The following is an 18,706-nucleotide window of genomic DNA, read 5'->3' as shown; positions in this document are numbered from 1 at the left end:
AGCATGACAGCGCTGTCAGACGATCGAAGGAGATCGCGAGCATGACCAGAAACCGTCCACCCGGAGCCGCGGCGACGCCGCGCTCCGGGAGCGGCCGCGCACGCCCCCTCGGGCTCGCGCTCGCCGCTGCTCTCACCGTCCCCCTCGCCGTACCCGTGGGTGTGCTCACCGCCGCGCCCGCGGCCGCGGCCGAGCCCGGGGACTTCTCGTCGTCCTTCGAGTCGGGAGACCCGGCCGCGCTCGCCACCACGGTGGCCGAGCGCGACGGCGCACCCTGGCAGGCGAACGTCGGGTCGTTCACGAGCGGCCTCCCGGGCAGCGTGCTCGGCACGCTCAAGGCCGTCACGGCGAGCGCCCAGAACCTGCCCAACGAAGGTGCCGCGAACCTCGCGGACGGCTCGTCGGGCACCAAGTGGCTCGCGTTCGCCTCGACCGGTTGGGTCCGGTACGAGTTCGCCGAGCCCGTGTCGTTCGTCGCCTACTCGATGACCTCGGCCGACGACTCGGCGGGCCGCGACCCGAAGAACTGGATCGTCGAGGGCTCGAACGACGGCACCACGTGGACGCCGCTCGACCAGCGCACCGACGAGGACTTCCCGAACCGGCAGCAGACCCGCACCTTCGAGCTCGACGAGCCGACCGAGGCCTACACCTACCTGCGCCTCAACGTCACCGCCAACTCCGGCGACGGCATCGTTCAGCTCGCCGGGTGGGACCTCTCGTCCGACCTGAGCGCAGGCCCGTCCGCCGCGCCCATGACGACCAAGGTCGGCACCGGGCCGCGCGTCAACTTCACCAACAAGGCGGGCGTCGGGTTCTCCGGGCTTGCCTCCCTGCGGTACGACGGCTCGCACCTCGCGGACGGCGAGACCTACGCGACCAACGTGCTCTACGACGACGTGGACGTCGTCGTCGGCGAGGACACACGCCTGAGCTACACGATCTTCCCCGAGCTGCTCGACGACCTGCAGTACCCGTCGACGTACGCGTCCGTGGACGTGCAGTTCACCGACGGCACCTACCTGTCCGACCTCGGCGCGCGCGACGCGCACGAGACCGTCGCGACGGCGCAGGCGCAGGGCGAGGGCAAGATCCTCTACGCCGACCAGTGGAACTCCGTGCGGATCGACCTCGGCGACGTCGCCGCGGGCAAGACCGTCGACCAGGTGCTGCTCGGCTACGACAACCCGGGCGGCCACGCCGGCACCAAGTTCGCGGGCTGGCTCGACGACGTCGCGATCACCGCGAGCCCGGCGACGATCGACGGCTCGAGCCTCGCCAACTACGTGGACACGCGCCGCGGCACGCTCGCGTCGGGCAGCTTCTCGCGCGGGAACAACATCCCGGCGACGGCGACGCCGAACGGCTTCAACTTCTGGACGCCGTACACGAACGCCTCCTCGCAGAGCTGGCTGTACGAGTACCACAAGGCCAACAACGCCAACAACAAGCCCGTGCTCCAGGGCTTCGGCATCTCGCACGAGCCCAGCCCCTGGATGGGTGACCGCAACCAGCTCACGTTCCTCCCGTCGACGGTGTCCGGCACGCCGAACGCCACGCTCTCGACGCGCGGACTCGAGTTCGACCACGCCGACGAGCTGGCGCGCCCGGACTACTACGGGGTCACGTTCACCAACCAGTCCGCGATCGAGGCGACGCCGACCGACCACGGCGCGGTGCTGCGCTTCTCCTATCCCGGGAACACCGGGCACGTGCTCGTGGACAAGGTGGACGGCTCGTCCAAGCTGACGTTCGACCAGGCCACGGGGACGATCTCCGGCTGGGTCGAGAACGGCTCGGGCCTGTCCGTGGGCCGCACGCGCATGTTCGTCGCCGGCACCTTCGACCGTAGTCCGACGGCGGTCGGGACGGCGGCGGGCAACCGCGCGGACGCGCGCTTCGCCACGTTCGACACCTCGTCCGACAAGACGGTCGAGCTGCGCGTCGCGACGTCGTTCATCAGCCTCGACCAGGCGCGCAAGAACCTCGACCTGGAGGTGACGGGCAAGACCTTCACCGAGGTCAAGGCCGCCGCCGCGCAGGCGTGGAACGACCGTCTGGGCGTCATCGAGGTCGAGGGCGCGAGCGAGGACCAGCTCGTCACGCTGTACTCCAACCTCTACCGCCTCAACCTGTACCCGAACTCGCAGTTCGAGAACACGGGCACGGCCGAGGCGCCGGTGTACCGGTACGCGAGCCCGGTCTCCGCGACCACCGGCTCGGCGACGGACACGCAGACCAACGCCAAGATCGTCGACGGCAAGATCTACGTGAACAACGGGTTCTGGGACACGTACCGCACGGCGTGGCCGGCGTACTCGCTCCTGTACCCCGAGCTCGCGGGCGAGCTCATCGACGGGTTCGTCCAGCAGTACCGCGACGGCGGCTGGATCGCGCGCTGGTCCTCCCCGGGCTACGCCGACCTCATGACGGGCACGAGCTCCGACGTCGCGTTCGCGGACGCGTACCTCAAGGGCTCGCTCCCGACGGACTCCGCGCTCGAGGCGTACGACGCCGCGCTGCGCAACGCGTCCGTCGCGCCGCCGAACAACGCCGTGGGCCGCAAGGGCCTGCAGACGTCGCCCTTCCTCGGGTTCACCCCGGAGTCCACGCACGAGTCCGTGTCGTGGGGCCTGGAGGGGCTGATCAACGACTTCGGCATCGGCAACATGGCGGCCGCCCTCGCGGAGGACCCGGCCACGCCGGACGAGCGCCGCGAGACGCTGCGCGAGGAGTCCTCGTACTTCCTCGAGCGTGCCACGCACTACGTCGAGCTGTTCGACCCCGAGGTGGACTTCTTCGTGCCGCGGCACGAGGACGGCACGTGGGCCGTCGACCCGGAGACCTACAACCCCGAGGCGTGGGGCGGCGGGTACACCGAGACGAGCGGCTGGAACTTCGCGTTCCACGCGCCGCAGGACGGCCAGGGCCTGGCGAACCTCTACGGCGGCAAGCAGGGCCTCGAGGACAAGCTCGACCTGTTCTTCTCCACCCCGGAGAAGGGCGCCGGCAACGGCGGCATCCACGAGCAGCGCGAGGCGCGCGACGTCCGCATGGGCATGTGGGGCATGAGCAACCAGGTGTCGCACCACATCCCGTGGCTGTACGACGCCGCGGGCGCGCCCTCGAAGGCCCAGGAGAAGGTCCGTGAGGTCACCCGCCGCCTGTTCGTCGGCAGCGAGATCGGCCAGGGCTACCCGGGCGACGAGGACAACGGCGAGATGTCGTCGTGGTGGATCTTCGCCTCGCTCGGCTTCTACCCGCTCCAGGTCGGCTCCGACCAGTACGCGGTCGGCTCGCCGCTCTTCGACAAGGCGACCGTGCACCTGCCGGACGGCGACCTCGTGGTCAACGCCGAGAACAACTCGGTGGACAACGTCTACGTGCAGTCCCTCGCGGTGGACGGCGAGGCCCGCACCTCGACGTCGCTCTCGCAGGCCGACCTCTCGGGCGGCGCGACGCTGGACTTCGTCATGGGTCCGGATCCGTCTGCCTGGGGCACCGGCGAGGACGACGCCCCGCCGTCGCTCACGGAGGGCGACGAGCCCCCGGCGCCGGTCCAGGACGCGACGACGACGGGTCTCGGCACGACGACCGTCGTCGACGGTGACGCGACCACGAGCGCCGCGGCGCTGACGGACAACACGTCCGGCACGCGCACGACGTTCGCCACGGCGACCCCGTCGATCACGTGGGCGGGCAACGGCATCCGGCCGACGGTCGGGTCGTACACCCTCACCTCCGGGGCGAGCGGGACGGCGTCGCCCTCCGCGTGGACCCTCGAGGGCTCCGACGACGGCGAGACGTGGACGACGCTCGACGAGCGGTCCGGCGAGCAGTTCCGCTGGGCGCTGCAGACGCGGCCGTTCACGGTCGCGGAGCCGACGGCGTTCGCGCAGTACCGCGTCTCCGTGACGGCCACGGCCGGTGACGGCGCGCTGTCGCTCGCCGAGGTCGAGCTCCTGGCCGACCCGAAGGCCTCGGGCGCCGAGGAGCTCACGCTCTCGGCGGCCCCGGACCGCGAGACGGTGACCGCGCGCGAGGTCTCGGGCTCGTTCGCGACCCTCACCGGGGTCGAGGGCGACGCGTCGGCGCTCGACGTGCAGGTCGCGTTCGGCGACGGCTCCGAGCCGGCCGCGGGCTCGCTCCAGGCGGGCGCGTTCGGCGGGTACGCGGTGAACGCCGCGCACTCGTGGGCCGCCCCGGGCGTCTACCCGGTGACCGTCACGGTCTCGGGCGAGGGGATCGAGACCGTCTCGGCCTCCTCGTACGTCACGGTCTCGCTCCTGCGCGAGGGCTCGCTGCTCGGTGCGTACGACAACGTCTGCATCGGCGACCTCGGCACGACCGTCGGCTCGTGCGACGGCCAGGGCGTGTTCTTCGACCGGGCCCAGCTCGCGGCGAAGGGCTTCGTCCAGGGCGAGCGCGCGACGGTGCCCGGCACCGACCTCGCGTTCGACGTCCCGGCCATCCCCGCCGGCCAGCCGGACAACGCGACGGGTGACGGCCAGACCATCGAGCTCGAGGTCCCCGCGGACGCCGAGCAGCTCTCGGTGATCGGTACCGGCACGGAGAAGAACCAGCAGGCCCAGGGCGTGCTGACCTTCGACGACGGCTCGTCGCAGCCCATCGACCTGAGCTTCGGCGACTGGTCGGGCGCGGCGCGCAACCCCGTGTTCGGCAACATCCCCGTCGCCGTGACGGACAACCGCCTGCGTGGTGGCAGCCCGCAGACCGGTACCCCCGCCGCGTTCTTCGCGACGGCGCCGATCACGCTCCCCGAGGGCAAGCGGGCCGTGAGCCTCACGCTCCCGGACCAGCCGGGCGAGCTCTCGCGCGACGGCCGCATCCACGTGGTCGCGGTCGCGCACGACGGCACGTTCGCCGAGCACCCCGCGCTCGAGGTGACGGCCGCGGACGGCGTGACCCTCGCCGTCGGGCAGTCCACGGACGCGGTGCTCGCCCAGGTGACCGGCGGCCGCGAGGGTGCCGAGCTCCGCGCGGCGGTCACGTGGGGCGACGGCTCCGACGTCGCGGCGGGCACGGTGACGGACGGGTCCGTCTCCGGCTCGCACGCCTACGCGGCGGCCGGGACGTACACCGCGTACGTCGTGGTCGACGACGGCTGGACCAGCCAGGTGGTCGAGGTCCCCGTGACCGTGACCGAGGGCCAGCCCACGCTCGCGATCGACGTCACGGTGAGCACGCGCTGCCTCGCCGGCAAGGCGTACGTCGCGGTCCGCGCCGAGAACGGCGAGGACGCGCCCGTCGCCGTCCGGCTCGTCACGCGGTTCGGCACCAAGGAGTTCGCGGCCGTCGCGCCGGGGGCCAACGCCTACCAGTCGTTCGCGACGCGGGCGACGTCGGTCGAGGCCGGCACGGTCACCGTCGAGGCGACCCGCGGAGACGAGGGGGTGACCGCGTCGATCACGGCGGACTACGCCGCCGTGACCTGCGGCTGAACCCTTGCGCCCGCCCCGCCCCGCGTCCGACCGGGGTGAGGTAGGCGTGCACCACCGGCGGTGCCCCGGGATGATCGTCCCGGGGCACCGCGCCGTACCAGCACCGCGCCGTACGGCACCGCACCCGGCGCGGCGCCACGTTTCCCAGCACGAGAAGGACCGAGACATGACCGAGCACCCGTCCGAGCAGCCCTCGACCGCAGCGGCCCCCCGGGTCGACCCCAGGGCCGACCTCACGGCATGGCGGCGCGACCAGCTCGCCGACCTCCTGTACTTCGGCGCGGCCTCGCTGCGGGCGGACGGCGCCGCGCAGTGGCTCGACGACGACGACGTCCCCGACCTCGCGCGGCCGGTGCACACGTGGATCACGGCGCGCATGGCGCACGTCTACGCCTTCTCGTCCCTGCTGGGCGTCCCCGGCGCGGGCGACCTCGCGGACAGGGCCCTGCAGGGCCTGCGGAGCGTGCTCGTCGACGCGGAGAACGGCGGCTGGGTCTCCTCGCGCGGTCCGGGCCCCCGCCCCGGCGACCTCGCGGCGACGGAGGAGGGGCCGGTCGACGGGACGAAGAGCGCGTACGCGCACGCGTTCGTGGTGCTCGCCGCGGCGTCGGGGACGATCGCGGGACGTGAGGGTGCGCGCGAGCTGCTCGACGCGGCGCTCGCCGTGCTCGACCAGCGGTTCTGGGAGCCCGGGCCCCGGATGCACGCCGACGAGTGGTCGCGCGACTGGTCCGTGCTCGACGAGTACCGCGGGGTCAACGCGAACATGCACGCGGTCGAGGCGCTGCTCGCGGCTCACGACGCGACCGGCGACGCCGAGTGGCTGGGCCGCGCCGCGTCGATCGCGGACCGCGTGATCGGCTGGGCGAGCGAGAACCAGTGGCGCATCCCCGAGCACTTCGACGCGGACTGGAACCCGCTGCCGGACTACAACGCCGACCGCCCGCGCGACCCGTTCAAGCCGTACGGGTCGACGCCGGGGCACGGGCTCGAGTGGGCCCGTCTCCTCCTCCAGGTCGACGTCGCGTCCGGCACGCCCGGTGCGCGGACCGAGGCCGCGGTCGCGCTGTTCGACCGCGCCGTCGCCGACGGCTGGGACGGCGAGCACGGCGGCGGGTTCGTGTACACGGTCGACTGGTCCGGGGTGCCCGTCGAGCCGCGCCGCTACCACTGGGTCGCGGCCGAGGCCGTGGCCGCCGCCGACGTGCTCGCTCGGGTCACGGGCGAGTCGCACTTCACCGAGGCCGCCGCGGGCTGGTGGGCGTGGATCGACCGGTTCCTCGTCGACCCCGAGCGCGGCTCGTGGCACCACGAGCTCGACACGGCCAACCGGCCCGACGGCGTCACGTGGGTCGGCAAGCCCGACGTCTACCACGCCGCCCAGGCCGTGATCCTCCCGGACCTGCCCCTGACGGGCTCGATCGCCGCCTCGGCCAAGGCCGCGGGCAGCATCCTGGGCTGACGCCCACCCCAGACCGCCGAGCCCGGGGTCGTTCCCCACGTCACCGTCGCCGTGAGGAGCAACCCCGGGCTCGGCGCTGATACCCCCACGAGGTTTACCGTTCTTTGTGGGTTTCGAGAGGGGGCCGGGACCCCGTTCGTCGGGGGACCGCCGGCTTCATCGGGTGGGCTGTCGCCACCTCTGCTACCTCTCACCCGCTCGGCCGCTCAGACCTTGTCGACCCGCGGGTCACAGGCAGGAGATCCTCGCGGCGGCACGACGGTACGGGGCGACCGACGTCCGGATCTTCGGTTCGGTGGCGCGGGGTGAGGACGGTCCGGATTCCGACGTCGATGTCCTCGTGGACCTCGACGTCCGTCGCCTGGGGCTCCTGCCTGTCGCTCATCTCGCCGACGAGCTGTCCGACCTCCTCGACGAGCAGGTCGACGTCGTCCCTGTCGACGCGCTGGCGCCCCACGTGGCGGAGTCCGCGCTCGCTCAGGCGGTGTCGTTGTGAGTCGGGGGGACGCGGAACGGCTCGACGACGTGCTCGCCGCCGTATCAGCGATCCGGCGGGCAGAACGGCTCGCGAAGGACGTCGGTTCCGACGCGTGCGACGAGGTGGTGGTCGCCGCTATCCAGTACTGGGTCTTCGTCATCGGCGAGTCCGTCAAGGCGGTCTCCACGGAGACGACGGCTCGGCAGCCCCAGGTGCCGTGGTCAGACATCGCGCGAATGCGTGACCTGATCGGCCACCACGACTACAAGCTGGACGCGCAGATCGTCCGGGCCACGATCGGGGCACCACTCGCCCAGCTCGAGGCGGCGTGCGTCCAGCTTCGCGAGGAGAACGGCGGAGGATCGCGCGCGTGAGCCGTCGTCACGTGTCGGAAGAATCCTGGTACCGACGACGAGAGCCCCGCACCGGAACGGTGCGGGGCTCTCGAGCGCTGAGCGGGTGACGGGAATCGAACCCGCGCTATCAGCTTGGGAAGCTGAAGTTCTACCATTGAACTACACCCGCGCGGCGCTGGTGGCGTCCGCCCCGTGCCCTCTGGGAGGATCCTCGGCGAACCAGCGCGCGCCCCGATCATAGCGGACGTCGCCGGTGATGCCAGAACCCGACCGCACGACGACCCGATCCGCGCCCGTGTGCGGCGCACGCCGAGGAGCAGCCTTGTCCGAGAACCCGTACCAGCAGCAGCCCGACCCCGCGCACGGGAGCCCGGCCCCGGGCGACCCGGTCTCCGGGGGCGGGGCGACGCCGTCGGGCGCGGCTCCGGGCTACGACCAGCAGCAGGCCGGCTACGGGGACGCCTACGGGCAGCCGCAGCAGGGCTACGGGGACGCGTACGGGCAGCAGCCGTACGGGACGCCGGGCGCGCAGGCGGGTTACGGCCAGCCGCAGGGGCAGGCGTACGGCGCCGACCCGCAGCAGGGCTACGGCCAGCAGGGTTACGGCCAGCAGGGCTACGCCCAGCCGGGGTACCCGCAGCCCGGCGCGTACGGCCAGCCCGGTTTCGACCCCGCGTACGACCCCCAGGCCAAGTCGCGTCTCGCCGCGGGCCTGCTCGGCATCCTCGTCGGCAGCCTCGGCATCCACCGGTTCTACCTGGGCTACACGGGCATCGGCCTGACGATGCTGCTCGTGTCGGTGCTGTCGTTCGGCTTCGCCGCGCCCGTCATCGCGATCTGGGGCCTCGTGGAGGGCATCCTCTACCTGACCTCGAAGTCGGGCTACTACTCCGTCGACTCGACGGGCCGCCCGCTGCGCGCCTGACACCTCGCCGAACCCGGGGACACGGGTCGGTTCGCCCGGCGAGCCCGACCGTGTCCCCGGGGTTCGACGGCGCGGGGTGAGCACGGATCCAGGGTTCGGCACCCGGTCCGGGCCGGGTCCGGCGTCGGCTAGCGTGGGCCCGTGCTGCTCTCCGACCGTGACATCAGAGGCGAGCTCGACGCCGGGCGCGTCCGGCTCGAGCCGTACGACCCGGCGATGCTCCAGCCGTCGAGCATCGACGTGCGCCTGGACCGGTTCTTCCGGCTGTTCGACAACCACAAGTACCCGTTCATCGACCCGTCGCAGGACCAGCCGGACCTCACGCGCCTCGTCGAGGTCGACCCGGCGGAGCCGTTCGTGCTGCACCCGGGCGAGTTCGTGCTCGGGTCGACGTTCGAGACGGTGACCCTGCCCGACGACGTCGCCGCGCGCCTCGAGGGCAAGTCGAGCCTCGGCCGCCTGGGCCTGCTCACGCACTCCACCGCCGGGTTCATCGACCCCGGCTTCTCCGGTCACGTGACGCTCGAGCTGAGCAACGTCGCGACGCTGCCGATCACGCTGTGGCCGGGCATGAAGATCGGGCAGCTGTGCTTCTTCCGGCTCTCGTCGCCGGCCGAGAACCCGTACGGCTCGAGCGTCTACGGCTCCCGCTACCAGGGTCAGCGCGGCCCGACGGCCTCCCGATCGTGGCAGAGCTTCCACCGCACCGACGTCTGAGCGCGGCCCGCCGCGCCGGACGCCGCAGCCGGACGTACCCGTCGACCCCGAGGAACAGCATGAGCCCGCTCCCGCCCCTGCCGCACCCCGACGGGCCCGGCGCCGCGCAGTCCTACCAGGCGCGGCACCTGCTCGGGCTCCCGGCCGACGTCGTCGTCGACGAGGTCGAGACGCTCGCGCTCTCCCGGTTCGCGGGTGCCCGCTGGGACGTCGCGCCGGAGGGCACGGAACCGCTCGTGCCGCCCGCGCGCACCGCCGCGGGGAGCGAGCCGGGTGTGCTGCGCACGTCGCGGCACACCACGCTCGCCGGGCCGTACGCCGGCCCCGGGGCGGGGCTCCCGCCCGGCACGTCCTTCGTGTTCGACGTCGTGTGCCCGCGTGAGCGCGGGGACGTCCCCTACCCGGGCGGCGGCGACCGCGACGGGATCGGCCGTGCGTTCCCCGGCGGGCTCCCGGTGCGCGAGGAGGAGCGGGTGGTCGCGTTCCTCGTCGCCGCGGCACGCCGCCTCGGCGGGTCCGTGCGGACCGACGTCGGGAACCCCGCCGGCCCCGGCGTCGTCCTCACGCCCGACCCGGGCGTCGCGGTCGACATGACGCTGTACTCGGACGTCTGGCTGGACCCGAACGCCGCGCTGTCACTGGTCGCCCGGCAGAACCCCCGCACGCGGCTCGCGACGGAGGGGAAGTCGTACGAGGGCCCCCCGAAGGGCATCGCCGACCTCCCGCTGTACCCGGGGGAGAAGATGGACCCCGCCCTGCGGCGCGCGCTCCACGCCGCCGCGGACGACGTCGACATCAAGGCGCTCACGACGGGGGCCGTCCTCGACGGCTACGGCCTGATCGTCGACCTCGGCATGGACGGCCTCGTCGCGGTCGAGGTGGGGGGCGAGGAGGCGCTGCCGCTCCTGCTGCGCGGCCTGCCGTGGACCGTGGACGGCGCCGTGAGCTACCGCGTGCGGTGGGAGCCGCGCGACCTCGTCGAGTCGCAGCAGGAGCAGCCGTCGCTCGACCACCAGGTCGCGCGCAAGCGTGCGGCGGAGGTCGTCGCGCACGTCGTGCGCACGCTGCACGACGCTGTCGGGGGCGAGATCGCGGACGAGGCCGAGTTCCTCGTGGACCCCGAGGATCTGTGACGGGAGACTGAGGAATCGGTCACGAACGGACCCACGGGACCGCTGCACGGCTGAGCGGTCGGTAAAATGGTTCTCGGCCCGGCCTCGCCGGCGCCGTGCACCGTCGTGCCCGCGGCTCCCCTCCGTCGGCGGCCGGTGCTGACAAGTTCACCAGGTTCGACGCTCGACCCCGCCCACCCCGCCCCCGACCCGGACGGAGCGGCCCGTGCTCTACGTGCTCCTTGCTCATCTCGTGATGGCACTGGGCGCGCCCGCACTCGTCTCGTTCCTCGGCCGCCGGGCGTTCCTCGTGCTGGCGCTCGCGCCCGCGTCGGCGGCCGTGTACGCGCTCGCCTGGACGGACCGGGTGATGTCGGGGGAGCACCCGACGCAGGTCCTCGAGTGGGTTCCCGGCCTCGGGCTCGAGCTCGCCTTCCGCATGGACACGCTGACGTGGCTCATGCTGCTGCTCGTCGGCGGTGTCGGTGCGCTCGTCCTGGTCTACTGCTCGGCCTACTTCTCGCCCACCGCGCAGGGTCTGCGCCGGTTCGGCGGCGTGCTCACGGCGTTCGCCGGGGCCATGGTCGGGCTCGTCACGGCGGACGACATGCTGCTCCTGTTCGTGTTCTGGGAGCTCACGACCGTCTTCTCCTACCTGCTCATCGGCCACTACGCCGACCGCAAGGCGAGCCGTCGCGCCGCGATGCAGGCAATCATCCTCACCACCGCGGGCGGCCTGGCCATGCTCGTGGGGGTCGTGATCCTCGGGGTGCAGGGCGGGACGTTCCGCATGTCCGAGGTCATCGCGGACCCGCCGACGGGCGGCGCCGTGACCGCCGCGATCGTGTGCCTCCTCGTCGGGGCGGCGAGCAAGTCCGCGCTCGTCCCGCTGCACTTCTGGCTCCCCGCCGCGATGGCGGCGCCCACCCCGGTGAGCGCCTACCTGCACGCGGCCGCGATGGTGAAGGCCGGTGTCTACCTCGTCGCGCGGTTCGCACCCGCCTACTCCGACACGACCGTGTGGCGGACCATGGTCATCGCGCTCGGTGCGGGCACGCTGCTCGTCGGCGGCTACCGCGCGCTGCGCCAGTACGACCTCAAGCTCGTGCTCGCGTTCGGCACCGTGAGCCAGCTCGGTCTCATCATCCTGCTCGTCGGGCTCGGCACGCGCGGGGCCGCGCTCGCCGGGCTCGCGATGATCGGCGCGCACGCGATGTTCAAGGCGTCGCTGTTCCTCGTGGTCGGCGTCGTCGACGCCGCGACCGGCACGCGCGACCTGCGCCGTCTGACGGGCGTCGGCAAGGCGCTGCCGTGGACGGCGGTCGCGGGCGGGCTCGCGACGGCGTCGATGATCGGGCTGCCGCCCTTCGCGGGCTACGTCGCGAAGGAGGCCGCGCTCGAGTCGCTGCTGCACGGCGAGGGCCCGGTCTGGGTCGACACGGTGGTCCTGTGGTCGGTCGTCGTCGGGTCCATGTTCACGGTCGCCTACGGCCTGCGCTTCTGGTGGGGCGCGTTCGCGTCCAAGCCGCACCTGGGCACGCACCCGGCCCGCGCCAACGAGCACGTGGACCTGCGGGGCCCTGCCGCGCGACGCCCCGCGGTCGAGGCCGAGGAGCCGCAGATCGACCCGGCCCGCATCCACCGCCAGCCGGTGCTGCTCGTCGGGCCGGCCGTCGTGCTCGCCGTCCTCGGTCTCGCGACGGCGCTCGTGCCGCACTTCGGCGAGGACCTGCTCGCCCCCTACGCGGACACGTACCCCGCGGGCGAGCCCGGCCACCTCGTGCTCTGGGCCGGGTTCACGCCCGCGCTCGCGCTCACCGTCCTCGTGCTCGCGGTCGGCGTCGTCCTGTTCTGGCAGCGCGCGCGCGTCGAGCGCTTCCAGGCCTCGCTGTGGACGGGGCCCGAGGCGGACGTCACCTACCGCAGGGTCATGCGCAAGCTCGACGACCTCGCCGCCGACGTCACGGCCGTGACGCAGCGTGGTTCGCTGCCCTTCTACCTGGGCGCGATCCTCGTCGTCCTCGTGCTGGGCCCGGGCCTCGTCATGGTCGTGCAGACGGCGTGGCCCGAGCAGCTCAAGGCCTGGGACCGGCCCGCGCAGCTCGTCGCCGTGGCGGCGATCAGCGTCGCGTCGATCCTCGCCGCGCGCTCGCGCCGCCGCCTCAAGGCCGTGATCCTCGTCGGCATCGCGGGGTACGGCAACGCCGTCCTCTTCCTCCTGCACGGTGCGCCCGACCTCGCGCTCACGCAGGTCCTCGTCGAGACGATCACGCTCGTCGTCATGGTGCTCGTGCTGCGCCGCCTGCCCGCCTACTTCTCCAACCGGCCGCTCGCCGCGAGCCGGTGGGTGCGCCTGGGCATCGGCCTGGCCGTGGCCGTGGTCATGATGGGCTTCGCGGTCGTGGCACCGCTCGCCCGGGTCGCGACGCCGATCTCGGTCGACTTCCCGGCCGAGGCGTACGAGTACGGCCACGGCAAGAACATCGTCAACGTGACCCTCGTCGACATCCGCGCGTGGGACACGATGGGCGAGATCTCCGTCCTCCTGGCGGCGGCCACAGGCGTGGCGTCCCTCGTGTTCCTGCGCACGCGCAGCGGCGAGATCCTGCGGGCGTCGGGGGCCAGGCCCGCCACGACCTCCTCGGGCTCGGGCTCGGGCGTGTGGAGCGAGAGTGACGACCCCGGTGCCGCGCTCCGTCGCCGCGGGGTCACCGAGAAGGACCAGCCGCGCATGCTCGTCTGGCTCAGCGCGGGCCGTACGCTCGCGCCCCAGAGACGCTCCGTGATCTTCGAGGTCGTCACGCGCGTGCTGTTCCACGCGATGATCGTGTTCGCGCTCTTCCTGCTGTTCTCGGGCCACAACGCGCCGGGCGGCGGGTTCGCGGCCGGGCTCGTCGTCGGGATCGCGCTCATCGTGCGGTACCTCGCGGGCGGCCGGTACGAGCTCGGGGAGGCCGCGCCGGTGCACCCCGGTCTGCTGCTGGGCACGGGCCTCTTCCTGTCCGCGGGCGTGGGGCTCGTCGCGTTCCTGCTCACCGGCAACGTACTCGGCAGCGACGCCTACGACATCACGCTGCCTCTCGTGGGCGAGATCCATCTCGTCACGTCGCTGTTCTTCGACGTCGGCGTCTTCCTCGTCGTCGTGGGGCTCGTCCTCGACATCCTGCGCACCCTCGGGGCGGAGATCGACCGGCACACCGAGCGCGCCGCCGCCGGGCGCGAGCCGGGCGAGGACACCGGGCCGTTCGAGGCCATGGAGCCCGACTCGATCGGGGGTGGCCGCCGGTGAACGTCATCGACATGACCCCGAGCGTCGTCCTCGTGCTCGCGATCGGCGTGCTCTTCGCGGCGGGCGTCTACCTGCTGCTCGAGCGCAGCCTCACGCGCGTCCTGCTCGGGTTCATCCTCATGGGCAACGGCGCGAACCTGCTGTTCCTCGTCGCGGGCGGGCGCGCCGGGGGAGCGCCCCTCATCGGTACGACTCCCGAGGACGAGATGAGCGACCCGCTCGTGCAGGCGATGGTGCTCACCGCGATCGTCATCACGCTCGGCATCACGGCGTTCGTGCTCGCGATGGCCTACCGGTCGTGGCAGCTGCACGGCCACGACGAGGTGCAGGACGACCTCGAGGACCGCCGCGTCGCGCGGCACGCCGCGCGCAACGCCCCCGCGTTCGAGGACGCGGACACGGAGGAGAGCGGCGCCAGCCTGGACGACGAGGCCGCCGAGGTCCGCGACGAGACCGACGGCGACGGCGACGGGATCACCGACGGGCAGGAACCGCCGTCGTCCCCGGCGCCCCGGACCGCGGGGCACGACGGCGACGCCCGGCGCGACCGCCCGGACCACCCACGACCGGACGACCGCAGCGACGACGGGAAGGAGCCGCGATGAGCCTCACCGCCGCGGTGCTCGTCCCGCTCCCCGTGGTCCTGCCGCTCGTCGCGGCCGGTCTCGCGCTCGCGCTCTGGCGCCACCCGCGCGCGCAGCGGATCATCACCGTGGCCGCGCTCGCGCTCGTCCTCGCGGCGTCGGTCGGTCTCCTCGTCGCGGCGGACTCGGGCCCGATCGTCGTCGACGTCGGCGGCTGGGCGGCCCCGGTCGGGATCGACCTCGTCGCGGACCGGCTCTCGTCCCTCATGCTCGTCGTGTCGAGCTTCGTCATGCTGTGCGTCCTGCTGTACTCGCTCGCACAGGGCGTCGCGGACGGCGACGAGGAGGCGCCGGTCGCGATCTACCACCCGACGTTCATGGTGCTCGCGGCGGGCGTGTTCAACGCGTTCCTCTCGGGTGACCTGTTCAACCTCTACGTCGGGTTCGAGATCTTCCTCGCCGCAAGCTACGTGCTCCTCACGCTCGGCGGGACGGGCGAGCGCATCCGGGCGGGGTCGATCTACGTCGTCGTGGCGCTGCTGTCGTCCATCGTCTTCCTCGTCGCCATCGCGCTGACGTACGCGGCGACGGGCACGGTCAACCTGGCCCAGCTCTCCGAGCGCTACGCCGAGATCGACCCGGGCACGGCGCTCGCCATCCAGCTCCTGCTGCTCCTCGCGTTCGGCATCAAGGCGGCCATCTTCCCGCTGTCCGCGTGGCTGCCCGACTCCTACCCGACCGCGCCCGCGCCCGTCACGGCGGTGTTCGCCGGCCTGCTCACCAAGGTGGGCGTCTACGCGATCATCCGCACGCAGACGCTGCTGTTCCCCGAGGACAGCGTGGTCGACGACGTGCTCATGTGGCTCGCGCTGCTCACGATGGTCGTCGGGATCCTCGGTGCCGTCGCGCAGAACGACATCAAGCGACTCCTGTCGTTCACGCTCGTGAGCCACATCGGCTACATGATCTTCGGCATCGCGCTCGCGTCCGAGCCGGGCATGGCCGCCGCGATCTTCTACGTCGTGCACCACATCACCGTCCAGACGACGCTGTTCCTCGTCGTCGGGCTCGTGGAGCGCCGCGGCGGGTCGACGTCGCTCGACCGGCTCGGCGGGCTCGCCAAGCTCGCGCCCGGCCTGGCGATCCTGTTCTTCATCCCCGCGATGAACCTCGCCGGCATCCCGCCGCTGTCGGGCTTCCTCGGCAAGGTCGGGCTCCTGGAGGAGGGCGTCGCGCAGGGCACCCCGCTCGCGTGGGCGCTCGTCGTCGGGTCGGTCGTCACGTCGCTGCTCACGCTCTACGCGATCGTCAAGGCGTGGAACAAGGCGTTCTGGCAGACGGCGCCCGTCGAGATCCCCGCGGACACGCGCCTCCCGCGCGGCATGGTCGGGCCGGCGACGGCGCTCGTCGCGTTCGGCCTCGCGCTCACCGTGGTCGCGGGCCCGCTCTACTCGTACACCGAGCGCGCTGCCGCGACCCTGCTCGACGGGCACACGTACGTCGACGCCGTGTTCCCGGGCGACTCCGACCGTGGGCAGGGCGAGTCGGTCGAGGTCGCGACCGGTGACGCCGACGCCGTCGAGACGGGCGGGGGGACGGACGGATGAGCCTGCACCGGCGCCGTCGCGCCCTCGCGTCCGGGTGGTTCTCGCGCGTCACCACGCAGTGGCGCACGATCCTGTGGCTGACGATCGTCTGGGTCATGCTCTGGGGCGACCTGTCCTGGGGGAACGTCCTCGCGGGCGTCCTGCTCGGCGTCGCGGTCATCCTGTTCTTCCCGCTGCCGTCGATCGCGGCACGGGGGAAGTTCCGGCCGTGGCCGTTCGCCGTGCTCGTCGCGCGCTTCGTGGCCGACCTCGTCGTCGCGTCGTTCCAGGTGAGCCTGCTCGCGCTCACGCCGCGCCACACGCCGCGCGGCGCGGTCGTCGGCGTGCGGCTGCGCAACCCCTCGGACATCTACCTGACGATCACGGCCGAGCTCTCCTCGCTCGTGCCGGGGTCGCTCGTCGTCGAGGCGCACCGCCTCACCGGGATGCTCTACCTGCACGTGCTCGACGTGGAGTCCGCCGGGGGCGTGGAGAAGGTCCGTCAGGACACGCTCGACCTGGAGGCGCGCGTGCTGCACGCGTTCGCCTCCAACGACGAGCTGCGCGCGGCGGGCCTCTACCAGGACCCGTCCGCGCGAGAGGTGGCCGAGGCATGAGCGACACCGTCTACCTCGTCGTGGTGATCGCGGCCGCCGCGCTGCTCGCGGCCGGGGCCACCCTCGCGACCGTGCGGGCCGAGCGTGGTCCGACGATGCTCGACCGCACGATCGCGCTCGACGTCTTCACGACCACGCTCGTCGGCGCGATCGCGCTCGAGGCCGCGTTCTCGCGGCGCACGGACACCATCCCGATCCTCGTGGTGCTGTCGCTCGTCGGGTTCGTGGGCTCCGTGACCATCGCGCGCTTCGCGTCGGTCGAGCCCGAGGACGAGGGACGCATCCGCACGGCCGACGAGATCGCGGCGGAGGACGCCGCACGCCAGGAGGCCGAGGACGCGGACCGCGAGGGTGCGTCGGACGCCGACCACCACGGCACGACGCCCGAGGGGGAGGTGCGCTGATGGAACCGGCGACCAGCGTCTGGGACACCGCGGCCGACGTCGTCTCGGCGGTCTTCCTCCTGAGCGGGGCGTTCCTCGCGTTCGCGGCGGGGGTCGGCGTCGTCCGCTTCCCCGACCTGCTGGCCCGCATGCACGCGGCGACGAAGCCCCAGGTGCTCGGCCTCATCCTCGTGCTCGCGGGGCTGAGCCTGCGCCTGCGGTCGTGGGGCGCCGTCGCGACCCTGTTCCTCGTCGTGATCTTCCAGCTCCTCACGTCACCCGTCGCGGCGCACATGGTGGGTCGCGCCGGGTACCGGACGGGGAAGGTGCGCACCGACCTGCTCGTCGTCGACGAGCTCACGCGCGACCAGGACGCGGCGGAGCGCGAGGACTCCGGCGAGCGCGAGGACTCCGGCGAGCGCGAGGGCGCGGGCGAGCGCGAGGGCGCCCGGAGTGCCGAACGGCCGGTGCGTCGCGAGGGTGCCGAGCCAGCGGGCCCGGGCGACGCCGACCTGGCCGACACCGCCGACACGGCCGCCGGCGACGTCGGGCCCTCGGAGCCTGAGACCTCGGAGCGCTGACGCGCCCGACGGGACGTGCCGCGCGAGCGGCGAGCGCTCCCGAGGGCCGAGGCCACCGGCTCCGCGCGCGGGCCGTGAGCCCGGCTGGTAGACCGGCAGCATGGCCGACGCCCGCCCGCCCGCCCCGCCGCTCCCGGAGTCGCGCAACCCACGCGTCGCGAAGCCCGACGACGGCGGAGAGAGCACCGTCACGGTCGTCGTCGCGTTCGTCGCCAACGCGCTGATCGCCGGAGCCAAGACGGTCGCCGCGGCCGTCACCGGGTCGGCCTCGATGCTCGCCGAGGCGGTGCACTCGTGGGCGGACACGGGCAACGAGGTCTTCCTGCTCGTCGCCGACAAGCGCTCGCGACGCCCCGCCGACGCGGAGCACCCGCTCGGGTTCGGCCGCGAGGCGTACGTGTGGTCGATGTTCGCGGCGATCGGGCTCTTCGCCGTGGGCGCGGGGGTGTCGATCACGCACGGCATCCAGGAGCTCGTGCACCCCGAGCCGGCGGACAACTACCTCGTCGCCTATGCCGTGCTGGCGTTGGCGTTCGTCCTGGAGGGCGTGTCGTTCCTGCGGGCCCGGCGGCAGGCGCGCGACGAGGCCCGGGCCGCGGACCGGGACACGTTGCACCACGTCCTCGTGACGTCCGACCCGACGCTCCGGGCGGTGTTCGCCGAGGACGCCGCCGCCCTCGTCGGGCTCGTCGTCGCGTTCGCCGGCGTGCTCGCCCACCAGATCACGGGCTCGCCCGTCCCGGACGCGATCGGCTCGATCGTCGTCGGGGTCGTCCTGGCGGTCGTGTCCGTCGTGCTCATCGACCGCAACCGCCGCTTCCTCGTGGGCGAGGCAGCGACGCCCGCGACGCGGGCCGCCGTCCTGCAGGGCATCCGGGACCTCCCGGAGGTCGAGCGCGTCACGTACCTGCGCCTGGAGTACGTGGGCCCGCGTGCGCTCTACCTCGTCGCGAGCGTCGACCTGCGCGGCGACGAGCCGGAGACGTCGGTCGCGCGCCGCCTCGACGACCTCGAGCGCCGGGTGACGTCCGTGCCGTTCGTCGCCGGCGCCGTGTTCACGGTCTCGGCCCCGGAGGAGCCGTCCATCGCCTGACCCGGACGGTGCCGAACCCGGGGTTGTTCCTCGGTTCGACGGGAGGGGACCGCGGGCAGAA

General features: G+C 73.0%; 14 protein-coding genes and 1 tRNA gene. 14 read left to right on the top strand and 1 reads right to left on the bottom strand.

Features of this window, described 5'->3' with window-relative positions; genetic code table 11:
* The first annotated feature begins 41 nt into the window (after nt 1-41).
* The 4 genes from FIC82_RS19295 (at nt 42) to FIC82_RS19280 (ending at nt 7,776) form a co-directional block, all read left to right on the top strand.
* Complete coding sequence (locus tag FIC82_RS19295) at nt 42-5,462, top strand: GH92 family glycosyl hydrolase (protein ID WP_253691293.1); 5,421 nt, start codon at nt 42-44, stop codon at nt 5,460-5,462.
* Nucleotides 5,463-5,628: 166 nt separating this feature from the next.
* Nucleotides 5,629-6,924 carry an AGE family epimerase/isomerase gene (locus tag FIC82_RS19290; protein ID WP_154799558.1) on the top strand — a complete coding sequence of 432 codons (1,296 nt, stop codon included), beginning with the start codon at nt 5,629-5,631 and terminating at the stop codon, nt 6,922-6,924.
* Between the two features lie 106 nt (nt 6,925-7,030).
* Nucleotides 7,031-7,420 carry a nucleotidyltransferase family protein gene (locus tag FIC82_RS21210; RefSeq protein ID WP_336240151.1) on the top strand — a complete coding sequence of 130 codons (390 nt, stop codon included), beginning with the start codon at nt 7,031-7,033 and terminating at the stop codon, nt 7,418-7,420.
* Between the two features lie 29 nt (nt 7,421-7,449).
* Nucleotides 7,450-7,776 carry a HepT-like ribonuclease domain-containing protein gene (locus tag FIC82_RS19280; RefSeq protein WP_154799556.1) on the top strand — a complete coding sequence of 109 codons (327 nt, stop codon included), beginning with the start codon at nt 7,450-7,452 and terminating at the stop codon, nt 7,774-7,776.
* Between the two features lie 80 nt (nt 7,777-7,856).
* On the opposite strand, the gene FIC82_RS19275 is transcribed toward FIC82_RS19280, so the two are convergent.
* Nucleotides 7,857-7,927 (bottom strand) — tRNA-Gly (locus FIC82_RS19275).
* Between the two features lie 153 nt (nt 7,928-8,080).
* Here FIC82_RS19275 and FIC82_RS19270 point away from each other — a divergent pair.
* The 10 genes from FIC82_RS19270 to FIC82_RS19225 all read left to right on the top strand — a co-directional run bounded on the left by FIC82_RS19270 (nt 8,081) and on the right by FIC82_RS19225 (nt 18,645).
* Nucleotides 8,081-8,683, top strand: a complete 603-nt coding sequence (locus tag FIC82_RS19270; protein ID WP_253691291.1) for a TM2 domain-containing protein — start codon at nt 8,081-8,083, stop codon at nt 8,681-8,683.
* Nucleotides 8,684-8,824: 141 nt separating this feature from the next.
* Nucleotides 8,825-9,400, top strand: coding sequence for a dCTP deaminase (gene dcd, locus FIC82_RS19265; RefSeq protein ID WP_168732130.1), 576 nt, complete (start codon nt 8,825-8,827; stop codon nt 9,398-9,400).
* A 59-nt stretch (nt 9,401-9,459) separates the two neighbouring features.
* Entirely contained in the window at nt 9,460-10,533 is a 1,074-nt protein-coding gene (locus FIC82_RS19260; RefSeq protein WP_154799554.1) for a hypothetical protein, read from the top strand.
* Between the two features lie 205 nt (nt 10,534-10,738).
* Nucleotides 10,739-13,801 carry a Na+/H+ antiporter subunit A gene (locus FIC82_RS19255; RefSeq protein ID WP_168732129.1) on the top strand — a complete coding sequence of 1,021 codons (3,063 nt, stop codon included), beginning with the start codon at nt 10,739-10,741 and terminating at the stop codon, nt 13,799-13,801.
* Nucleotides 13,802-13,812: 11 nt separating this feature from the next.
* Nucleotides 13,813-14,406 (top strand): Na(+)/H(+) antiporter subunit C, encoded by a 594-nt coding sequence (locus FIC82_RS19250; protein ID WP_154799553.1) that lies wholly within the window; start codon nt 13,813-13,815, stop codon nt 14,404-14,406.
* Nucleotides 14,403-15,992 (top strand): Na+/H+ antiporter subunit D, encoded by a 1,590-nt coding sequence (locus tag FIC82_RS19245; protein ID WP_154799552.1) that lies wholly within the window; start codon nt 14,403-14,405, stop codon nt 15,990-15,992. The genes FIC82_RS19250 and FIC82_RS19245 overlap by 4 nt, the downstream gene beginning before the upstream one ends.
* Nucleotides 15,989-16,588, top strand: a complete 600-nt coding sequence (locus tag FIC82_RS19240; RefSeq protein ID WP_154799551.1) for a Na+/H+ antiporter subunit E — start codon at nt 15,989-15,991, stop codon at nt 16,586-16,588. Before FIC82_RS19245 ends, FIC82_RS19240 begins: the two co-directional genes overlap by 4 nt.
* Nucleotides 16,585-16,992, top strand: coding sequence for an MrpF/PhaF family protein (locus FIC82_RS19235; RefSeq protein WP_154799550.1), 408 nt, complete (start codon nt 16,585-16,587; stop codon nt 16,990-16,992). The genes FIC82_RS19240 and FIC82_RS19235 overlap by 4 nt, the downstream gene beginning before the upstream one ends.
* Nucleotides 16,992-17,552, top strand: coding sequence for a monovalent cation/H(+) antiporter subunit G (mnhG, locus tag FIC82_RS21345; RefSeq protein WP_154799549.1), 561 nt, complete (start codon nt 16,992-16,994; stop codon nt 17,550-17,552). The genes FIC82_RS19235 and mnhG overlap by 1 nt, the downstream gene beginning before the upstream one ends.
* Nucleotides 17,553-17,652: 100 nt before the next feature.
* Nucleotides 17,653-18,645: a cation diffusion facilitator family transporter gene (locus FIC82_RS19225; protein ID WP_154799548.1), complete on the top strand. Its 993-nt coding sequence runs from the start codon at nt 17,653-17,655 to the stop codon at nt 18,643-18,645.
* Nucleotides 18,646-18,706 lie beyond the last annotated feature (61 nt).

This window comes from Cellulosimicrobium protaetiae (assembly GCF_009708005.2).
GTDB classification, from domain to species: Bacteria; Actinomycetota; Actinomycetes; order Actinomycetales; family Cellulomonadaceae; genus Cellulosimicrobium; species Cellulosimicrobium protaetiae.
This window is presented reverse-complemented; position numbering and strand designations above follow the sequence as displayed.

Excerpts from the sequence above, each read along its gene's own strand:
- FIC82_RS19295 (WP_253691293.1), top strand. The coding sequence starts at position 42 with ATGACCAGAAACCGTCCACCCGGAGCCGCGGCGACGCCGCGCTCCGGG.
- FIC82_RS19290 (WP_154799558.1), top strand. The coding sequence starts at position 5,629 with ATGACCGAGCACCCGTCCGAGCAGCCCTCGACCGCAGCGGCCCCCCGG.
- FIC82_RS19260 (WP_154799554.1), top strand. The coding sequence starts at position 9,460 with ATGAGCCCGCTCCCGCCCCTGCCGCACCCCGACGGGCCCGGCGCCGCG.
- FIC82_RS19250 (WP_154799553.1), top strand. The coding sequence starts at position 13,813 with ATGACCCCGAGCGTCGTCCTCGTGCTCGCGATCGGCGTGCTCTTCGCG.
- FIC82_RS19245 (WP_154799552.1), top strand. The coding sequence starts at position 14,403 with ATGAGCCTCACCGCCGCGGTGCTCGTCCCGCTCCCCGTGGTCCTGCCG.
- FIC82_RS19240 (WP_154799551.1), top strand. The coding sequence starts at position 15,989 with ATGAGCCTGCACCGGCGCCGTCGCGCCCTCGCGTCCGGGTGGTTCTCG.
- FIC82_RS19235 (WP_154799550.1), top strand. The coding sequence starts at position 16,585 with ATGAGCGACACCGTCTACCTCGTCGTGGTGATCGCGGCCGCCGCGCTG.
- mnhG (WP_154799549.1), top strand. The coding sequence starts at position 16,992 with ATGGAACCGGCGACCAGCGTCTGGGACACCGCGGCCGACGTCGTCTCG.
- FIC82_RS19225 (WP_154799548.1), top strand. The coding sequence starts at position 17,653 with ATGGCCGACGCCCGCCCGCCCGCCCCGCCGCTCCCGGAGTCGCGCAAC.